At 59.9% G+C, this 19,537-nt stretch carries 19 protein-coding genes; 10 read left to right on the top strand and 9 right to left on the bottom strand.

The genetic code is table 11. The features are described 5' to 3' along the window. Positions 1-241 precede the first annotated feature (241 nt). From WAW39_RS15960 to WAW39_RS15950, 3 genes are read left to right on the top strand one after another with little or no spacing between them, the layout of a single operon-like run. Positions 242-451, top strand: a complete 210-nt coding sequence (locus WAW39_RS15960) for a hypothetical protein (protein ID WP_422320181.1) — start codon at positions 242-244, stop codon at positions 449-451. After that, on the top strand, positions 438-713 hold the full coding sequence (locus WAW39_RS15955) for a hypothetical protein (RefSeq protein WP_422320180.1): 276 nt from the start codon (positions 438-440) through the stop codon (positions 711-713). The genes WAW39_RS15960 and WAW39_RS15955 overlap by 14 nt, the downstream gene beginning before the upstream one ends. Next, positions 710-859, top strand: coding sequence for a type II toxin-antitoxin system VapC family toxin (locus WAW39_RS15950; RefSeq protein WP_422320179.1), 150 nt, complete (start codon positions 710-712; stop codon positions 857-859). Before WAW39_RS15955 ends, WAW39_RS15950 begins: the two co-directional genes overlap by 4 nt. 6 nt (positions 860-865) lie before the next feature. Here the strand turns inward: WAW39_RS15950 and WAW39_RS15945 are convergent, their stop codons facing one another. The 3 genes from WAW39_RS15945 to WAW39_RS15935 form a co-directional block, all read right to left on the bottom strand. Continuing rightward, positions 866-1,969, bottom strand: coding sequence for a PDZ domain-containing protein (locus WAW39_RS15945; RefSeq protein WP_422320178.1), 1,104 nt, complete (start codon positions 1,967-1,969; stop codon positions 866-868). A gap of 4 nt (positions 1,970-1,973) precedes the next feature. Next, complete coding sequence (locus tag WAW39_RS15940; RefSeq protein ID WP_422320177.1) at positions 1,974-2,963, bottom strand: S1C family serine protease; 990 nt, start codon at positions 2,961-2,963, stop codon at positions 1,974-1,976. A gap of 72 nt (positions 2,964-3,035) precedes the next feature. After that, complete coding sequence (locus WAW39_RS15935) at positions 3,036-3,842, bottom strand: hypothetical protein (protein WP_422320176.1); 807 nt, start codon at positions 3,840-3,842, stop codon at positions 3,036-3,038. A gap of 95 nt (positions 3,843-3,937) precedes the next feature. On the opposite strand from WAW39_RS15935, the gene lpdA reads away from it, so the two are divergent. The 3 genes from lpdA (at position 3,938) to WAW39_RS15920 (ending at position 7,116) form a co-directional block, all read left to right on the top strand. Further along, complete coding sequence (gene lpdA, locus WAW39_RS15930) at positions 3,938-5,314, top strand: dihydrolipoyl dehydrogenase (protein ID WP_422320175.1); 1,377 nt, start codon at positions 3,938-3,940, stop codon at positions 5,312-5,314. Between the two features lie 314 nt (positions 5,315-5,628). Next, positions 5,629-6,081: a nucleotidyltransferase gene (locus WAW39_RS15925; protein WP_422320174.1), complete on the top strand. Its 453-nt coding sequence runs from the start codon at positions 5,629-5,631 to the stop codon at positions 6,079-6,081. Positions 6,082-6,150: 69 nt separating this feature from the next. Further along, the gene (locus WAW39_RS15920; RefSeq protein ID WP_422320173.1) at positions 6,151-7,116 is read left to right on the top strand and encodes an amidohydrolase family protein; all 966 of its coding nucleotides are present in this window, start codon (positions 6,151-6,153) and stop codon (positions 7,114-7,116) included. 192 nt (positions 7,117-7,308) lie between these two features. On the opposite strand, the gene WAW39_RS15915 is transcribed toward WAW39_RS15920, so the two are convergent. From WAW39_RS15915 to WAW39_RS15900, 4 genes are read right to left on the bottom strand one after another with little or no spacing between them, the layout of a single operon-like run. Next, positions 7,309-8,445: an ABC transporter permease gene (locus WAW39_RS15915; RefSeq protein WP_422320172.1), complete on the bottom strand. Its 1,137-nt coding sequence runs from the start codon at positions 8,443-8,445 to the stop codon at positions 7,309-7,311. Further along, positions 8,442-9,368 carry an ABC transporter ATP-binding protein gene (locus WAW39_RS15910; RefSeq protein WP_422320171.1) on the bottom strand — a complete coding sequence of 309 codons (927 nt, stop codon included), beginning with the start codon at positions 9,366-9,368 and terminating at the stop codon, positions 8,442-8,444. Before WAW39_RS15910 ends, WAW39_RS15915 begins: the two co-directional genes overlap by 4 nt. A 2-nt stretch (positions 9,369-9,370) precedes the next feature. Further along, on the bottom strand, positions 9,371-10,330 hold the full coding sequence (locus WAW39_RS15905) for an HlyD family secretion protein (protein WP_422320170.1): 960 nt from the start codon (positions 10,328-10,330) through the stop codon (positions 9,371-9,373). Between the two features lie 60 nt (positions 10,331-10,390). Then, the gene (locus WAW39_RS15900) at positions 10,391-12,961 is read right to left on the bottom strand and encodes a DUF7133 domain-containing protein (protein ID WP_422320169.1); all 2,571 of its coding nucleotides are present in this window, start codon (positions 12,959-12,961) and stop codon (positions 10,391-10,393) included. 92 nt (positions 12,962-13,053) lie between these two features. On the opposite strand from WAW39_RS15900, the gene WAW39_RS15895 reads away from it, so the two are divergent. Beyond that, positions 13,054-13,794, top strand: a complete 741-nt coding sequence (locus tag WAW39_RS15895) for a helix-turn-helix domain-containing protein (protein WP_422320168.1) — start codon at positions 13,054-13,056, stop codon at positions 13,792-13,794. 14 nt (positions 13,795-13,808) lie between these two features. Here the strand turns inward: WAW39_RS15895 and WAW39_RS15890 are convergent, their stop codons facing one another. Both WAW39_RS15890 and WAW39_RS15885 read right to left on the bottom strand, forming a co-directional pair. Then, positions 13,809-14,360: a GNAT family N-acetyltransferase gene (locus WAW39_RS15890; protein WP_422320167.1), complete on the bottom strand. Its 552-nt coding sequence runs from the start codon at positions 14,358-14,360 to the stop codon at positions 13,809-13,811. A gap of 211 nt (positions 14,361-14,571) precedes the next feature. Further along, the gene (locus WAW39_RS15885; RefSeq protein ID WP_422320166.1) at positions 14,572-15,093 is read right to left on the bottom strand and encodes a hypothetical protein; all 522 of its coding nucleotides are present in this window, start codon (positions 15,091-15,093) and stop codon (positions 14,572-14,574) included. Between the two features lie 49 nt (positions 15,094-15,142). Here WAW39_RS15885 and WAW39_RS15880 point away from each other — a divergent pair, with 49 nt between their 5' ends. The 3 genes from WAW39_RS15880 to WAW39_RS15870 form a co-directional block, all read left to right on the top strand. Continuing rightward, positions 15,143-17,320: an ATP-dependent RecD-like DNA helicase gene (locus WAW39_RS15880; protein ID WP_422320165.1), complete on the top strand. Its 2,178-nt coding sequence runs from the start codon at positions 15,143-15,145 to the stop codon at positions 17,318-17,320. Positions 17,321-17,338: 18 nt separating this feature from the next. Next, positions 17,339-18,691 carry a hypothetical protein gene (locus WAW39_RS15875; protein WP_422320164.1) on the top strand — a complete coding sequence of 451 codons (1,353 nt, stop codon included), beginning with the start codon at positions 17,339-17,341 and terminating at the stop codon, positions 18,689-18,691. Positions 18,692-18,793: 102 nt separating this feature from the next. After that, positions 18,794-19,537: AAA family ATPase (locus WAW39_RS15870; protein WP_422320163.1), on the top strand; the 744-nt coding region annotated here is incomplete at its 3' end.

Raw genomic sequence — 19,537 nt, 5'->3', positions numbered from 1 at the left:
GGCATAGAGATGCTGACGATTGGAAACAAACAATTCGGCGGGCAGAGGTTGGTAGCGCATAGGTGTAGAGCAAGCGTCCCGCTTGCAGCAGGAGGCGATTGTGGCCGACATTCTCCGAAAGTCGAGGCCGTGAACGTGCCCCATCAGGACTTCAGTACGCTCGCTGGAAGCTTGAGCCTCTGAACGGACGCGAAGAAAGGCAGGTCTTGAACTTTTGGAAATATGCGCATACCCTCAAGGCATGTCCGTGACATCGACACAAACTGCCAGCGCCTCTGGAGAAAATGCCGAAGGTTTAACCATTCACCCGAAGCGCGAATGGATGAGTACCTTTGGAGCCTTCGCCAAAGATCCAATTTTTGAGTCAGCGATGGATGCAGGTGAGGCATGGGCGAAAACGCAGACTTGGGAGAAGGAACAGACCGCGCCAAAGACCCATGCTGGTGCTTGATGGCAACATGCTCCGGCAGTTTCTGAGCGCCTCCGAATCAGGTGAACGTTTGCGCGCGCGAGTCGATGCTTCCGGTGACGACGCGTCTCTGACAGTGGTGACCATTGAGGAATCCATGCGCGGATGGTTGGCAGAGTTGAACCGCAGATCCATCAATCCGCACGGGCAGATCGAAGTTTATAGGCGCATGCATACGAGTGTCGAAGTGTTTGCCAAATGGACGGTGCTGGCCTGGGATGTGGAGTCATCCATTTATTTTTGAAGCTTCGCCGTGATGGCGTGCGCATTGGGACGCATGATTTAAAAATCGCCTGCATCACCTTGGCGCATGATGCCTTGCTGCTGACGCGGAACACCGTGGACTTTGCGCAAGTGCCGGGGCTGCGCTTTGAGAACTGGGCGGATTAAGCCCCTTTATTGCGCCAGCACCGCTTTCGGCGGATGGCGGTCCGCCTTGATCCAGAGCTGGGCTTCGGTCCAGAAGGCTTCCACCGGCAGGGCAAAGGTCGTGACCCGGTCCACGCGGGCGATGTTGATGCCGACGACCTTGCCTTCCAGCGTGGCCACGGGGCCGCCCATGTCGGCAGGGAGAAGGGGGATGTCGTGCTGGAGGACTTCGGGGAAGTTGTCGCTGCGCAGGGAAATGCCGCCATTGGCGAAGTCCTCACCCTCCCAGTTGTTCAGCACCTTGGAACGGCTGGCCAGGCGGACGCGGCAGCTCTCCTCCTTGTCTTTGCGCAGGTAGCGGATGTCGATGATCTCCCCGGGCTGGCGCTTTTTCACGATGTCATAAACACGATCCAGCGCCGCCACCTTTTCACCTGCGATGGTGATGAGGATATCGTCCTCCTGCAAACCGGCGGCCTCGGCCGGGCTTTCGCTGGCGATGCCGACGATGCGCACCCCTTTGCCATCTTTGGACGCTTTGACATCCATGCGGATGCCCATGGCGGCTCCCTCGCCCGGAATGCGGCGGAATTTGGCGCTGACAATGCCGATGCGCGTTTCCTTGCCTGCATCCGCCACACTGCACAGCCACTGGCCGAGGCCAAGTGAGTGCGCGCCACCAAACGAAACCGCACGCAGTCCGGTGATGCCAACCGCCTGGGCCAGCACCAGGTCCAGCCGCGTTTCACGGTGCACCTCGCGCAGGTCCGCAGTGCGCCCGTCGCTGAATTTGATGCGCGTCTTGTGCAGTTCGGGCACCTCGCTGGCCTTGATCAATACATAGCCGTCCTCGCCCACAATGGTGGCGGTGCAGATGGTGCGTCCCAGCGGGCTTTCGATGCGCGCGGCACAGGCGATGGTGAGCGGCTTGAGCCTCTCCACAGCCGCGAGCGTGTGCTTCCCATTGGTGCGGTCTTCCTGCGGCAGCGGCAGGCGCGGCGGGTCCGCACGGATGAGAAGGGGGATGAGGAGTACAAGAAAAGCTGAATGACGAAGTCCAAATGACAAAGGAGCCCACGCACGGAATGCGGTGGAGCTGTCCTTCGTCCTTCTGAATTCGTCCTTCGTCATTTGCTTACTGCCCTTCTTCCTGCGGCTTTTGTGCCAGTTGGACGGAAACATCGCGTTCCTTGTCATGGGTGCGCAGTCTGAGCTTGAGGGTGTCCCCGGCGGCCCGGGCGCGCACGGTGGCGCTGAACTGCTGCTGGTCGGTCATGGCTTCACCGTTGACGCTCAGGATGACGTCTCCGGCGCGAATTCCAGCCTTCAGCGCGGGTGAGGCGTCGATCACATCCGCCACTTCCAGATCCAGTCGGTCGTTCATCACGGTGGCCACTCCGAGGTAGCCGCCCGCGCCCGTGCCCCAGGTTTTGATGACCTGGGATTTCTGCATCGCCTCCCAGGAGCGGAGAAAGGGTGACATGGACACGTGGACGTTTTGGTCCCGCCCCTCCCAGATCTGGCTGTGAATGCCGATGACCTCGCCATTGAAGTTGAAAAGCGGGCCGCCGGAGTCGCCGCCCATCAGCACGCAGTCGCTGTGCAGGCTGTTGGCGGTTTGTTTGATGATCCTGCCCACGCGCAGCACGGGGCCGCGCGCCTTGTCAAAGCCCCCGGGGTGCCCCAGTGCAAAGCACCACTCACCAGGCTGCGCCTTGGCCACTTCACGGCTCAGATTCACAAAGGGCCAGGGTTTGCCCCGGTCTTTCAGCTGGGCCAAGGCCGCATCCGTTGTTTTGTCCAGCCCCAGAGACTTGGCCGTGGTGACGGTGCCGTCTTCCAAAATGACCTTCATGTCCTTCCCCGGGCCGTTGGGAACGTGCGCGGCCGTCAGCATCAGCCCGTCGGCGGAAATGATGACCCCGCTGGCCGTGCCGTCCCCGCTTTGGATGGCCACCAGCGCCTGCCGCACCCGGGGCAGGAGCTTTTGCACGTCACTCTGGATCTTCAGGAGCTCAGAGATGTCCGTTTTCGGCGGCTTGTCATTGCTCTGCCGCTGCTCCGCCGCACTTGCCTGCCAGGACAGCAGGAATGTGATTAGCAGAAGATGGAATGAAGTGCGCATTTTTGAACCAATCAAACCAACGGCCCAACTGCTGGAAAGTTGCCAGATTTGGGACTCTGTTCAAGGCAAGTCTCAGTCTTCTTCGGCCGGTTCCCATAACTTTGCCGCTGCAGGCAGCAGCGCCGATGAACCGGGCGGCACCAGAGCGATGACCAGATCCACCGGAATGAGCACGCCATTGAGGTCACGGCGGAAATTTCGTGCATGGGCATCCGTGATGAGAATGCCATCCCGTTGGCGATACCACGTCACTCCATGCACTTCGGGATTGATGATGTGGGCATCGGCCACCCGCTCAAACCCATGGGCGTTGAAAAACGCCTCCGCGTCCTCCAGCGTGGCGGGCAGGTTCTCATCCTCTGGGATGAACGGCTGCTCCACCGCCATCTGCGGATCGCGGTCGCAGCCGGTCACCTTGCCGAGGTAGTGGGTGTGCATCCCGAAGACATCTGTCATCACTGCCCAGCGTCGCAGGTATTCCGAAGGCAGCGCCGCCCGCATCACGAGGCGGGTTTTGTTTTGGAAAGTGCGCGGATCGAGCAGCTTCGTCTCGTCCATGATCCGGCCGTAAAAGCCGGGCAGGGTGTGTTTGATGACGGTTTCTGACTGAACAGGAATAAAAACCGTGTGCTCTCCGCCGATAAAGGAAGGCGGATAATCTGGAACGCCGGCCTCGAGTTCTTCCAAAAGACGGCTCAGCTCACTCTCGCGGGCGGCGGGGATGAGCTTGCCCGATTGGCAGCCAAAATAGAGCGAATGGCCTGCTCTCGCGAGACGCGCGGCTGATTGGAGCAGATCGCGAACAGCTTTTTTGGGTCCGTGATGATGACCGCCTTGGGTTTCATGCTCGTAAACTAGCACGAGTCCCAGGAGCGTCATCTGGAAAATCTCCCATCCAGGGAACACTGATTCACCGGTTGAACATCCCTTCCGGCTGCGCTTCTCTCCTCCCTCACTTTCTCTCTCAAAAAAACATGAACTACGACCTCATCGTTATCGGCGGCGGGCCTGCGGGCTACGTCGGAGCCATCCGCGCAGCGCAACTCGGCAAAAAAGTGGCCTGCGTCGAAAACGACCGCGCCGGGGGCACCTGCCTGAACTGGGGCTGCATTCCCACCAAGGCCCTGCTGAAGAACGCCGAGCTGTACCACACCATCACCCACCGCGCCGAGGAGTTCGGCCTCAAGATCGGCAGCGTCGAGTATGACTGGTCCAAGGTCATCGGCCGCAGCCGTGGCGTCAGCGACAAGCTCAACAAGGGCATCGAGTTCCTCTTCAAGAAGAACAAGGTGGACTACCTCAAAGGCACCGCCAGCATCCCCGTCGCAGGCAAGGTCGAAGTGACCGCCGCAGACGGCACCAAGGCCACCCACGATGCCGCCAACATCCTCATCGCCACCGGCGCGAAAACCCGCCCGATGCCCGGCTTCCCCTTCAATGGCAAGACCGTCATCGGCAGCAAGGAGGCCATGACCCTCGACAAGCAGCCGAAGAGCATCATCGTCATCGGCGCCGGCGCCATCGGCATTGAGTTCGCCTACTTCTTCAACGCCTACGGCACCAAGGTGACCGTCGTTGAAATGCTGCCCGACATCCTCCCCGTCGAAGACACCGAAGTCAGCAAGACCCTGGAAAAGAGCCTCACCAAGTCCGGCATCCGCATCCTCACCAACACCAAAGTCACCGGCACTTCTGAAGATGGCAACGGCGTGAAGATCACCGTCGAAGGCGCCGCCAACGAAACCCTCGAAGCAGACGTCTGCCTCGTCGCCATCGGCGTGGTCCCCGTGCTGCCCGGCGGCATCGAGATCAAGCTCTCCGATCGCGGCTGGCTCCAGACCGACGAACGCTACCAGACCTCCGTCAAAGGCATCTACGGTGCCGGCGACATCATCGGGCCACCCTGGCTCGCTCACGTGGCCAGCTATGAGGCTGTGCAGTGCGTGGAAGGCCTCTTCACCAAGCACAAGCCCAAGAAAGTCGGTGCCTTCCCCGGTTGCACCTACTGCCATCCGCAGGTGGCCAGCATCGGCCTCACCGAGCGCGCGGCCAAGGAGAAGGGCCTCAAGTTCAAGGTCGGCAAGTTCCCCTACGTGGCCAGCGGCAAGGCCCTCGCCGCCGCCGAGCCCGAAGGCTTCGTCAAGATCCTCTACGGCGAGCCGCACGGCGAGATCATCGGCGCGCACATCATCGGCAGCGAAAGCACCGAGATGATCGCCGAAATCGGCCTCGCCATGAACCTCGAAGCCACCTGGGACGAAATCGAAGCCACCATCCACGCCCATCCGACCCTGTCCGAGATGGTCAAGGAGGCGACGGAAGTCGCCAAGGGGCATCCGATTCATGTGTGAGCAGATAGGAGCTCATAACTTCGCAAGTTCTTTAACGGGCGGCCAGCAATGGCCGCCCGTTTTAGTAATCAGGAGTCAACTTGCTTCCAAGTGCTCATAACCTGTCTTGCGCACCCAATCTTTGCCTTTAACATCTGGGGAGATGTCACCCGCTGCCCATTCACTGCTGAACATGAACCGTCTTGATCGCACAGCGATCTCGGTGGGCACGTTCGAAGACCAGCGGCGCGAGGATTACGAATACTGGATGTCGCGTCCGGCGCGTGAGCGCTTCCTCGGCATCGAAAAACTACGACTCGCTTACTATGGAGAGGATGCTCTCAGACGATCTGACCGAGTTTTTGAGGTATCTCAACGAGGAGAAGGTTGAGTATCTCTTGATCGGCGGCTGGGCAGTGGGATACCACGGCTACCCGCGACTGACCCAGGACATGGACGTCTGGGTGGAGATGAGCGTTGAGAACACGCACCGCATTCTGAAGAGTCTGGAGCGATTCGGTTTTAAACCGGGCATGGTCGATGAATCGCTGTTTCTCAAGCCTGGAAACATCGTTCGTTTTGGTTTTCCCCCGAACCGGATTGAGATTCTCAATCAGATTTCAGGCGTCGAATTTGCCGAATGCGTTTCACGCAAACAAATGGCCGATTTCGACGGCCTTACGGTGCCGGTCATCGCGTTGGAAGATTTGATCCGCAACAAACGAGCGAGTGGTCGGCACAAGGACTTGGCGGATATTGAGGGATTGAACGCGGACGCAGACGAATGATTCACTCAGGCCAGCAGTTCCTGACAAGGAAATGTGTGCCGCCCCGTATAGGCATCTCCACCCTCCACCATGAACCGTCGCCAGTTTCTCCACACCACTTCCGCCGCGGCCCTCACCGCTTCCTCCTGCACCACGACGACTCGCCGGGCGGACAAGCTGATCATCGACACGCATCAGCACCTCTGGGGCGGTGATTTCGTGAACCCACCCTGGGTCAAAACAGCGCCTGAAGTGCTGCAGCATGATTTCCTGACCCCCGAGTATCTGGAGGCCACTCATGGCCTCAACGTGAAGGCCATCTACATGGAAGTGGACGTATCTCCGAAAGATCACATCAAGGAGGCCGATGCCATCGTGGCGCAAATCCGTGCCCGCAACACCCCGACCATTGCCGCCACGATCGGCGGGCGTCCCGCCTCAGCAGATTTCGAAAGCTACGTGCAGCGCTACGCGGGCAACGGCATCATCAAAGGCCTGCGCCAAGTGCTGCACGGCCCCTCCACACCTGCTGGCTACTGCCTGCGCCCCGATTTCGTGCGCGGCGTGCAGACCCTCGGCAAACACGGCCTCAACTTCGAACTCACCATGCGCCCCACGGAACTGCACGATGCCGTGAAGCTCATCCAGCAGTGCCCGGAGACCCACTTCGTCCTCGACCACTGCGGCAACGGCGACCCCAAGGCCTTCAATTCCAAGCTCGGCCCCGGCCTGAAACGCAGCTGCACCGCCGACGGCTGGAAACGCGGCATCGATGCCGTGGCCGCGCAGCCCGGAGTGATGTGCAAGATCAGCGGCATCGTCGCCTTCGTCCCGCCCGGCGAATGGCGCGCCGAAGACCTCGCCCCCGTGGTCAACCACTGCCTCGATGCCTTCGGCCCCGACCGCGTCTTCTTCGGTGGCGACTGGCCCGTCTGCCTCCTCGGCAGCCGCGTGCGCGGCTGGGTCGAGGCCCTGGACCAGATCGTGGCATCACGCCCTTTCGAAGATCAGCGCAAGCTGTGGTCGGGCAATGCCATCAAGTTCTACAAGTTATAAGCGAAGGGTCACGCTAGGTCCAAGGCGAAGCACGTGGACCGTAGGATGGGTGTGGCGTAAGCCCGCCCGTCCATCAGCGCACGGCAAACACTATGGCGCACGAACACGCTCACAGTCGGGCGGTTTGGCGAAGGCGTAGTGGAGCGTGGGTGAGATGGGCACGCCAAACACACCCAACCTACGACCAAGGCCTCAATCCAACGTCTGCCGGTAGCGAAACACCCCAATAAACAACGCCACAATCGCAAACAACCCGATCTGCCAGAGCTGCAGCGAGATGTCGGCAAAGTCGTTCCCCTTCAGCAGCACCCCGCGAATGATGCGCAGAAAGTGCGTGAGCGGCAGCACCTCGCCGATGTTCTGCGCCCACTGCGGCATGCCCCGAAAGGGAAACATGAAGCCGGAGAGCAGCAGCGAAGGCAGGAAGAAAAAGAACGAGCCCTGCACCGCCTGCAGCTGATTGGTGGCCAGTGTCGAGAAAGTGATCCCCACCGCGAGATTCGCGGCAATGAAGACAAACGCCGCGACAAAGAGTAGCCCGAGATTCCCCACCATCGGCACATGAAAGAGGAAATGCGCCGCGATCAAAATGAGCACCACCTGAATGTAGCCGACAAACATGTAGGGAATGATTTTCCCCAGCAGGACTTCAAACGGCCGCGTCGGCATCGAGAGCAGGTTTTCCATCGTGCCGCGTTCCCGTTCCCGCGTGATAGCCAGCGCGGTGATCATGACCATCGTCATCGTCAGCACCACGCCCATGAGGCCGGGGACAATGTTATACTGCGTGACCGCTTCCGGATTGTAGAGCGCATGAATGCGCAGGTCGATGGGAGCCTCGCTTTGCGCCAGATAAGCGAGAGGGCCCTTGAAGTCATTCATGAGCGCCGTGGTCAGCAGCGGGCGCAGGATGTTGATGGCATTGCTCGTCGCCGCAGGGTCCGTGGCATCCGCTTCGATCAGCAGCGTCGGCTTGTCACCACGCAGCAGGTCGCGTGAAAAATCCTGCGGAATGGTGATGACGAACTGCACCTCGCCATGCTCCAGCACCTCGCGTGCTTCGGCCTCACTTTTCACCTGCCGCACAAACTCATAGTAGCCGCTGTTGCGGATGGCGCTGAGCAGCGTGCGTGCCTGCGGCCCGCTGTCATTCATGAGCACGGCGGCGGGCAGGTGCTTCGGGTCCGAGTTGATGGCAAAGCCAAACAGCAGGAGTTGCAGCAGCGGAATGCCGACCATCATGCCAAAGGTCACGCGGTCCCGCCGCATCTGGATGAACTCCTTGATGATGATCGCCAGAAAGCGCGTGATGGAAAAGTAGCGGTTCATGCGGCAGCGAAGTTGTCCTTCGATTGATCCATCAAATGAATGAACACGTCCTCAAGGCCGGAGCGGATCAGCGTCCATTCATGATCATTGCGGAACGGCGCAATGGCTTGCTCCAGCGCCGCCGCATCACCACCGCTGACATGCAGCGAGGTGCCAAACGCCACCGCCTGATGCACCCCCGGTTTCCCCCGCAGCTCCCCCGCGAGTTTCACCAAATCGCCGCCCTTCACTGACCAGGTCGTGAGATGCGCGCTCTCCACCACCTCCTGCACCGTGCCATGCGTGAGCAGATTGCCATACGCAATATACGCCAGCCGATGACAACGCTCCGCCTCGTCCATGTAGTGCGTGGTGATGAGAAACGTCAGCCCTTCAGCGGCAAGCTGATGGATCTGCTCCCAGAAATCGCGCCGCGCCTTCGGGTCCACACCTGCCGTCGGCTCATCGAGCAGCAGCAGCTTCGGCTCATGAATCAAACAAGCCGCCAGTGCCAGCCGCTGCTTCCATCCGCCAGACAACTGGCCCGCCAGCTGCCGCTCACGCCCCGCCAATCCGAGCCGTTCGATGGAGGCACTCACCGCCCTCTGCCGGTCCTTGATGCCATACATGCGCGCCACGAAATCCAGATTCTCCCGAATGCTCAGGTCTTCGTAAAAGCTGAAGCGCTGCGTCATGTACCCCACCTGCTTTTTGATCTCCTCGCTCTGCTTGATGACATCAAAACCCAGGCACGTCCCGCTGCCTTCGTCCGCCTTCAGCAGACCGCACAGCATGCGGATGAAGGTGGTCTTGCCACTGCCATTGGGCCCCAGGAAGCCATAGATCTCACCCTTGCGCACCTGCAGGTCGATCTTGTTCACGACCGTGCGCGTGCCGAATCGCTTCGTCATGCCCTTCACATCGATGGCCAGTTCCTCGCTCATCGTCAGGGCGCGAATTCCACATCAACCGGCTGCCCCGGATGCAGTTTTGCCGCCACCGCATCATCGAATCGCAGCTCGATCATGAACACCAGCTTGCTGCGGTTCTCCTGGCTGTAGATCACCGGCGGCGTGTACTCCGCCTGGGGCGCGATGAAGCTCACCTTCGCATTCAGCGCCTCGGCCACACCATCAAGCCGGACCTTCACCGCATCACCCACCTTCAAGGTCGTCAGCCGCGTTTCCGGCACAAACGTGCGCACCTTGATGTTGGCCGGCGGCAGCAGGGAAACCACCGGCCGTCCCGCCGCCACCATTTCACCTGCACGGTAGAGCGTGTCATTCACCACTCCCGCCTGCGGCGCGCTTTGCTGCTTCTGCGAAAGATCCCACGCGGCTTTGGCCAGCGCTGCCTCACGCGCCTTCACCTCCGCTTCCAGCGCCGCCACCGCATCACTGCGCATGCCCAAAGCGGCAGTCTTCAAATCCGCCTCCAGTTGTTCCACACGCTTGTGGTTCTGCACGTTCGCACTGCGGGCCTGGTCCGTGCTGTCCACCGCCACAGCGCCGGATTTCGTCAACTCAAGCTGTCGTGCGAATTCAATCTCCGCCAGGGCCGACGCCTCACGCGCTTGCTTCAACTGCGCCTCCAGCGACGCAATCTCCGTCGGCCGCTTGCCTTTCTTCGCATCCTCCAGCGTGTTCTTCGCCTGCTGCAGCCGGTGGCTCGCCTCATCCCGTGCCGCCGTTTCAGCCACGTCTTCCAGCGCAAACAGCACGTCACCCTCCTTCACCTGCGCACCCCGCTGCACATTCAGCTTCGTCAGCTTGCCACCCAGCGGCGAGGAAACATACACAAACTCACCCTCCACATAGCCTTGCAGCAGATTGGAAGGCGGGCGCTTGCAACCAAGCAACCCGAAGACCAACACCATGGTGCCGAAGAAATGGAACAACTGCTTCATGTGTAGTGGGAACGGGACAGCAGTTATCCCGTTCCAGCCCCGTTGCAAGATGAGGACACTTTAAGGCTTCTTTACCACGCCCAGCACTTCCAGCTCATGAATGGACCAATAAGTCCCTTTCTGTTCCCCGGTCTGCGAGATCCGAATGGACTTGGCCTTGGTCGGTTTTGGGAAGAGGTATTCGATGGCCCCAGCATCACCCTTGCCCTGAAGAACGGGTTTCTCCCATTCCGTGCCGTTGAGTGACAGCTCGATCTTGTACTGGCGCGGGTAGTCGTTGTGGGACTTGCCCGTGTCGAGCACCAGCCCGGAAATGTCCGTGGCTTCGGGAAGGTCGATCTGGAACCACATGTCAGGCGTTTGAGAGCCATGTGTGTCCCAGCGGGTGGCGATGTCGCCATCAACGGCTTTGTTAACATCCTTTGCGCCATGGCTGGCGGTGAGCTTCCAGGCGCTGCGGTTTTTCAGCGGCTGCGGGTACAGCGCCTGCAACTCCTCGATGGTCCACGGCGTGACGCGCTTGGAAAGGTCTTTGCGCAGCTTGGCCACTTCCTGCTTGGTGACGAGCTTCCCATTGTTGCCAAAGGCCTTGCGGATGTAGCTCGTCACGTCGGCGATCCATTGGTCGTTGTTCGTGGCCATGGGCACCATCTGCGCCTCATAGGTCTTGCCATTGATGGGGCCGGAGAGGCCGTTCATCATCACACGCACGATGGCATCTCCCTGCACGGCCGTCTTGGAACCAGCGAGCGGCGGCGCCAGCGTCGCGCCTTCACGCCCGGCGATCGGCATCCCATTGCCATCAAACCCATGGCAGGCGAAGCACAGCGAGCGGAAGATCTCCTGGCCGCGCTCCAGCTGCTTCTTCTCATCCTTGGTGAAGCTGCCGCTGATCTTTGGCGCCTCCACCAGCAGCTGCGCACCGATTTCCCTCACGCCGATACTGGGCGAAGTCATGAGCACCGTTTGCGCTTCGAGCTTCCAATTCGGCCAGTTGAAGTGACGGCTCGTGTAAAGTGTCTGCAGCACCACGGTCGGATCCTTGTCAGCACGCAGGGCTTTGATGTCGGCGATCAAAGCGGTGTCGCCTTTCTTCAGCAGCGATTCCGCCACGCGGATGGCATTCGCGCGAAGCTGCGGATGCGCATCCTTCATCGCGGTGTGAATGATGTCAGGCGTGATCGCATCGAGGCCTTCGAGCGTCCACAGCGCGTGTAAGCGGGCGAGATGGTTGTCATTTTTCGCCGCCATCTCAATGAGCGCAGGCACCACGGATTTGTCGCTCTTCACCACCAGCATGCGTTGCGCAGTGTCGCGCCAGAAACCATTCGGATGCGTGAGATGCGCCACCAGTTGTGCAGAAGTCTCGCCAATCATCTTCGGCTGCGGGCCGGGCTTGAAGTCCTTGTGCACCAGACGCCACACACGGCCGTGGCCGGTCACATGCTGCATGCCTGTTGGCTCAATGGCGCCGCGCAGGAAGCTGCCCGGCTTCACCCAGTTGCCCTCTTGAATGATACCACGATATGCATCGACAATGTAGAGGCAGCCATCCGGCCCGGTCGTCATGTTCAGCGGGCGGAAGTTTGGGTCGCTGCTGCGGATAAACTCGCTCATCTCCGCCTCATACGGATTGGTCACGGTGGTGATGCCATCCTTCACTTCGATGATGGCGCGGCGGATCAAACGACCCACTGGCTCCGGCAAAAGCACATTCCCATACAGTTCCTTCGGCAGGCGGTCACCGCGATAGACTGTCTGTCCGGCGCAGCCCGTGAAGTGATTCAAACGAAGGTCTTCAGGCGAATGGAATCGGCCCGGGCCACCCTGGAAATCCCCAAGTGCCACAATCGGCCACACCGTATCAAACTTCTCGCTCTTCTGCTGCGGCACATTGATCGCGGCGTAGAGGATCGGTGCCTGGTAGTTCCACAGGCCCTTCTCGCCACCGGCATTGCTCCACCACATCTTGCCGTAGTCATCCTGAGCCAGGCCCCACTGCCCGCCATTCGGCGCGGTGTTTTCTTTCAGCGGTGCGTCCTTGCCGTTCCAGCGCAGGCGGTAGCCGTTGTAGGTGGTGTAAATCCAGTTGTCCAAGCCCCACACCAAACCGCTGGGCTGGTGCTCCATGTTGCCGCCACGTGGACCGCCGACATACCAGGGCGATTGCTCATCCGCCACGCCGTCGCCATTTGCATCGCGATGCAGCGTGATGTCATTCGTGTCCGTGATGCCCACCAGCACGCGGTCATCCAGCGGCAGCACCATGCGTGGAAGAAGGATGTTGTCCATATAGACACTGTGCTTGTCATACACCCCATCGCCCTTCGTCGATTCATGCAGCGAGATGCGGCTCTTCGGCGTCAGCTCGTCCGTGCCGTCGATGTCCTGCATGTAGGTGCGCATTTCGACGATGTACATCTTGCCGTTCCCATCGAACGCGATCGCCGTCGGTTCCTTGATGATCGGATCGCTCAGCACCAGCTCCAATGAGTAGCCATTCGGCAGTTCAATTGTTTTCAGCTCCTCCTCGGCGGTCAGCGCCTTGACGGGGAAGGTGTAAGTCGGCTTCGTTTGAGCGAATGCCGCAGCGCTGGCGAAGGCGAGTAAGGAAAGGAGACGGAGGTGCATGACGGACAGAGGTTGAAATATCGCCATGTACATACTTACGACAACCCCAGTTCGTTTGGTGACAGACTGCCAAATTTTGTTAAAATCCGGCCATGTCGCTGCCACGTCTCCAAGCCGAATTTTTCGCCCAGATCGCCGATCCTCAGGGCGTGCGCGCCATCTTCGAGCACATGCCGGGCGTGTTCTTCTTCATGAAGGATGACCAGGGACGGCACATGGCGGCAAACAGCGCCACGTATGAACGCTTCGGCATCAAGAACGAGCGCGAACTCGTCGGCGCGATGGACGAGAAATTCTTTCCGCCCGAGGTCGCCAAAGCCTACCGCGAGGACGACCAGAAAGTCATCCGCAGTGGCAAGCCGCTCATCAACCGCCTCGAAGTCTGGTATGACGAGCAGCACAACCTGAACTGGTTCCTCTGCACCAAGCTCCCCGTGCTCGACAGGCGTGGCAAGGTCATCGGCGTCATGGGCATCACCCGGCGGGATGAAGACCGCATGCGCCAGCACGACGTGCGCGAAGTGACCGCCGCCATCCAATACGCCCGCGCCCACTGCCATGAGGTCGTCACCGCGGCGGAACTCGCCCGCGCCGCCGGAGTCTCCGAACGCCACCTTCACCGCAAGCTCCGCGCCGCCCTCGGCCTCAGCCCCTACGAGCTGCTGCTGCGCGCACGCGTTCAATCCGCCGCCGAAGCCCTGGCCAAAACATCCACGCCCATCATCCAGATCGCCCTCGACCACGGCTTCTGCGATCAAAGCGCCTTCACCCAGCAGTTCCGCAAACGCACCGGCATGACGCCCAAGGAGTTCCGCACCAGGCACCACGGGTGATGGTTCAAACGCATTCAGCCATCAGCGGCTGCCCCGCGAAGAAAAGCCAGCCTTTGGCGCAAGCTGTTGGCCGCAGAGGTGTCCGGCAGCAGGGCTTCATCAAGCATGAGCGTCAATTCCCATCCTCCATGCGGATGTCTGACATGGGCCGCGCCAAGGCTGCTCCACCAGGTGAGCATCACATGGTTTTCATCCAGCACCTGAGCCACAAACTTCCGGATGCCAATCGAGTACGCATGCTCCCAGATCGCAGCCAGCAAAATTGTTCCTGCACCTTGCCCCTGAAACTCATCCGCCACCGTGAAGGAGACCTCCGCCGTGTCTGCCTGCTCTCCCATGCGCCAGAATGAGCCGCCTCCCACGCCGGGAACATCATCGTTGTTTTCGATCACAATGATCCAGCTCGCATGCTGCCCCTGATCTTCCGCGCAGAGCCGGTCGATGAAAGTCGGATTGGCCCCGCGAAATCTCGTCCAGAACCTGAAGTATGTAGACTCAGGCGAAAGTCTCCTGAAGGCCTCAATGATCCGTTCCCGATCATCCGGCAGCAGCGGACGCAGGATCACGGGAAGTTGGTCACGAAGTTGCAGTCGATAGTGGTCCAGCAAAACAGGGAGGTTTGATTTGCACCCAAGTAGTGGCCAAATGGGCCTCAGTTCAACCACGACAAAGCGGACATCTGGCAATCGGATTTGTGTGCTTTTGCGATCAAAGCGCCTCCACCCAGCAGTTCCGCAAACGCATCGGCATCACGCCGAAGGAACTCCGCACGCAGCATTACGGGTGAGGTTGCGCTCGTTTCAAACCCGGGTCGCCATTCCATGAGTCGGGATCTTCCGGCGGATGGGATAGGAGCCTGAGTTCTCCAGAATATTCGATAAAGCGCATCGTGGAGTCGATTCCCTTGGCTGCGAGATGCAAATTCCAGTCATACCTCTCCCATTTTCCAGCAAAGCCTTCGGTATCAGAATGATATTCGAAACTGTGATCCGCCCGGAGGATGATGGTCTCGGAAAAATCCATCCAAAAGTTTCGCTCTCGCAGCCAGGTTCCGAGCACAGCCTTGTCCTCACGCACGAGGGGATTCCATTCTACGAGAGAATTCATGACCACATCCGCAGTGATCAAGCCGATCACTGTGAGTGATAAGACTGCACCCATCATTTGCAGGGAGCGCCGTCGAGTACGCCAGCCAAGGACAAAACACGTCACAGCCACGAGTAAGAGTCCACCCAGGAAGAGCGCAATGAACAGATAGCCAAAGGGAATCGCTGTTCTAAACATGACGTGAAGTAGCATGTTGGCGGTGATACTGGCAATCAGATTTCCGCAGTGCTAGCCTGCACCCATGCCAGCCCCGCGAAACACCCCCAAATCCGAAGTCCTGCGCGGACTTGTGGACCGCGTGGTGTTTCACAATGAGGACAATGGCTACTGCATCCTCAAAATCGTCCCCGAAGGCCGGCGCGATGTCGTGAGCCTGATCGGCAAAGCGCCCCGTGTGGTCGCCGGGGAAGAATTCGAGGCCCGTGGTGTGTGGGAGCCGAACCGCGACTTCGGTCCGCAGTTCAAAGCAGACGCGCTCAAGCTCCGACGCCCCGATTCGCTCGCTGGCATCGAGCGCTACCTCGGCAGCGGCTTGATCGAAGGCATCGGGCCCAAATACGCGAAGCGCATGGTGGAGAAGTTCGGGCCCAAGGTCTTCGACATCATCGAAAACGAATCCAAGAAACTCGAAGACGTGGAAGGCGTGGGCAAGAAGCGTCGCGTGGAAATCCGCGAATCCTGGATCAAACAAAAGTCGATCCACGGCATCATGCTCTTCCTGCATCAGCACGGCATCAGTTCCTCCCGTGCCCTGCGCATTTATAAAACCTACGGCGAAGAGTCGCAGGCGGTGCTGAAGGAGAACCCCTACCGTCTGGCGCAGGACATTCGCGGCATTGGTTTCAAAACAGCGGATGACATCGCCTATCAGCTCGGCGTGGCGGAAGACGCACCTGAGCGCATCAAGGCAGGAATCCTGCATGTGCTCGAAACCGCCGCCGGCAGCGGCCATTGCTGCGTCCCAGAAACCGAGGTCATCAAAAAAGCCATCGATCTTCTCGGAGTGGAGGCCTTGATCGCACCGCAGATCGACGCGCTCATCGCCAGCGATCAACTCGAACGACACGACACCTTTTTATACCTGCCCTACCTGCGCGCCGCAGAGCAAAGCATCGCGGCGAATGTGAAGTCACTCGCCGCCCTGCCCGCAGCCTATCCCAGTATTGATGAAGACGCCGCCCTGGCCTGGGTGATGAAGAAGACCGGCAAAGAACTCGCCGAAAGCCAGCAGCGCGCCGTGCGCGAGGCCCTGCGGCATCGCCTGCTCATCATCACCGGCGGCCCCGGTGTGGGAAAGACCACCATCCTCCGCAGCATCCTCCTCATTCTGCAAAGCAAGCAGATCAAGCTCGTGCTCGCCGCGCCCACCGGCCGTGCAGCCAAGCGCCTCACCGAAAGCACGGGCCTTGAAGCCAAGACGCTGCACCGCCTTCTCGAATACCAAGGCGAAGGCCAGTGGGGTCGTCATCGCGGCAAGCCCCTCGCGGGTCATTTGTTCGTCGTCGATGAAGCCTCGATGATCGATGCACCCCTCATGGCGCAGTTCCTCTCCGCGCTGCCCGACGGCGCGCATTTGCTCATCGTGGGAGATGCCGATCAGCTCCCCTCCGTTGGTCCAGGCATGGTGCTGCATGATCTGATCGCCAGCGACAAGGTGCCCTGCGTGAAGCTCACCGAGATCTTCCGTCAGGCCGCCAGCAGCCGCATCATCACCAGTGCCCACGCGATCAATCGCGGCCAGGTGCCCGATCTGAAACCCTCACGCAGCAGCGATTTCTTTTTCCTCCAGGAGAGTGAACCCGAAGAGATCAAGCACACCCTCGTCGAGCTGGCGCACACGCGCCTCGCCACCAAATACGGCCTCGATCCCATCCGCGACATCCAGGTGCTCACACCGATGAATCGCAACCTCCTCGGCACCATCTCGCTCAATCAATCCCTTCAGCTCGCGCTCAATCCCCCCAACGAACTCAAGTTCGAAATCGAGCGCTTCGGCGTCACCTTCCGCGTCGGTGACAAAGTCATCCAGACGCACAACAACTACGACAAGGAAGTCTTCAACGGCGACATCGGTCACATCGTCACCATCGATGCCGATCCCGTCAAAGTTCACGTCCGCTACGATGCGGACCGCCTCGTCGCATACGAACCCGGAGAGCTTGATGAACTTCAGCTCGCCTACGCGCTCAGCATTCACAAAAGCCAGGGCAGCGAGTTCCCCTGCGTCATCATCCCCGTCAGCACGCAGCACTACGTTCTGCTGGAGCGCAGCCTCATCTACACCGCCATCACACGCGCCAAAAAACTCTGCGTACTCGTGGGCGATGAGCGGGCCCTGTCACTCGCCGTGAGCAAGCAGGAAAGCCGCAAACGCTGGACCGGCCTGCGTCAATTATTGTACTCGTCATCCGGCGGTTGATCGGATATGAATCCCGGCATGACGGATCAAGCTCAGCTTTCCACGGCCTGGTTGAAACAGGCGTGCCGTACGCGGCGCAAAGTGAATGCCGGCTGGTGGCTTGCTCGGGCCATGCCTCTTCTGGTGATGGCGGGAGTGCTTGGTTTTGTCGTGATTTTTGTGCTCCGTTCGCGTGGCATGGAGCTGGGCTGGCGCCACGTCTGGCCATGGGTGGCGTCTGGCTTTGTGGCTTTGATGATCACAGCCTGGCTGCTCGCGCGGCGGCAGTTTGTTTCCACATCCCAGGCCTTGGTGCGGCTTGAGTCGGAACTCCACCTGCACAATGCCCTGACCACCGCAGCCGCAGGCCGCGGTGTCTGGCCCGCACTGGTTCCATCTGCGGACGACGGCTGGCGCTGGCGCTGGCAGACCTTGGGTGGGCCCATCGTCGCATTTGCCGGCAGTCTCGCCCTCGCGATCTTCCTGCCCGTGGCCCAGGATGCTGAAGCCAAAGGACCGACGGTAGAGCCGCAGGCCTGGGCGCAGATGGAAGACTGGCTGGAAAAGCTGAAGGAAGACAAGATCGTCACCGAGGAGGAAAAAGACGAGCAGCTCGCGAAAATCGCCGAGCTGCGGGATCAGCCACCGGAAAAGTGGTTCAGCCATGAGAGCCTCAATGCGGGAGACACCCTCAAAGAGCAGCTGCAACGCGACATCAAACAGCTGGCTCAAAATCTCACCACGGCGGAGCGCAGCCTCAATGCGCTGAAAAATTATGCCGACCAGCTTTCGGTGGAGGCCAAGGAGCAGCTGCTCAAAGACTTCGATCAAGCGTTGGCAGACATGAAGTCGAGCTCCTTGGAGCTTGATCCTGAGCTGCTGAAGTCGATTGCGGGCCTCGATCCAAAAAATCTGAAGAGCCTTTCCAAGGAGCAGATGAAAGAGCTGGGCGAGTCGATGAAAAAGAAGGCCGGAGCCTGCAATGGCATGTGCAAAAATCCTGGCTTTCTCGGCGATGGCGAAGGCGAGGACGACGAACTCGCTGAGGCCTTGGGACTGCTGAAAAAACAAGGCCAGGGCATGGGGGGAGAGGGCGAGGGCCCCGGCAATGGCGGCGTCTCGCGTGGCCCGGGCACGGCACCGTTGACACTCTCCGATGAAGAAAACGATTTCGGCACGAACAAAAAAGAAGCGGTGTCGAACACCGACATGTCACGTGCCCAGGTGGGCAACATGCTGGCACTTCAGGATGGCAAACACGAAGTGGACAAGAGCATCAAAGGCCCTCAGGCCGCTGGTGCGATTCAAAACGCCGGACAGGGCGGCGAGCAGGTCTGGCGTGAGTCTTTGACACCTGAGGAGAAGGCCGTGCTGAAGCGCGTTTTCCGCTGAGCATTCGCTTTCGCATCTGCACTCCGAGTGCATTTGTGAAATGTGTGTGAAGTTCCCTTTTCAACTCGACTTCATGCCTTGGTTCTTGTTTTAGTCGGATGAATGAACGACGCCTACGCTTCAGACTCAGAAATTCAGTCGGCATCCCTACCTGTCGATGCCCTGCGACGAACCCTGAATGAGGTGCTTTTCGGGCAAAGTGAACTCATCGAGCTGGTGCTCTGCGGCGTTATCGCACGCGGCCATGTGCTGCTCGAAGGTTTGCCGGGCCTGGGAAAAACCGAGCTGGTGAAAGGCCTCTCCAAAGCCCTCAATCTCACCACCCGCCGCGTACAGTTCACGCCCGACCTGCTTCCCGGCGACATCACAGGAAATCCCGTGCTGCAGGAGGTGGATGGCAAACGCGAGTTTGTATTTCAACCGGGGCCCGTGTTTACCAACCTGCTGCTCGCAGATGAAATCAACCGCGCCTCTCCCAAGACGCAGTCCGCACTGCTCGAAGCCATGCAGGAGCGTCGCGTGACGGTGCTGGGACAGACGCACGTTCTGCCAGATCCGTTCTTTGTGCTCGCCACCCAGAACCCCATTGAACTCGAAGGCACCTATCCGCTGCCAGAGGCGCAGGTGGACCGCTTTTTGTTCAAGCTGGAGGTGCTGCGCAATTCAGCGGAGACGCTGGCAAAGATCGTCACCCAGCGCGAACTCGGCGTGGAGCCGCAGGTGGCGTCGGTTGTGACACGTGAGGCGTTCGCGCTGATCCAGGCCACCGCACGGCGGATCTTCCTGCCCGAGATCGTTGCGGACTACATCGCGCGCATCGTCGATGCCACGCACCCGGGGCAGTCG

It is taken from the genome of Prosthecobacter sp. (assembly GCF_049294395.1).
Lineage (GTDB): Bacteria > Verrucomicrobiota > Verrucomicrobiia > Verrucomicrobiales > Verrucomicrobiaceae > Prosthecobacter.
Note: the sequence above shows the minus strand (reverse complement) of the source record. Positions and strands in the feature narration are given on the sequence as shown.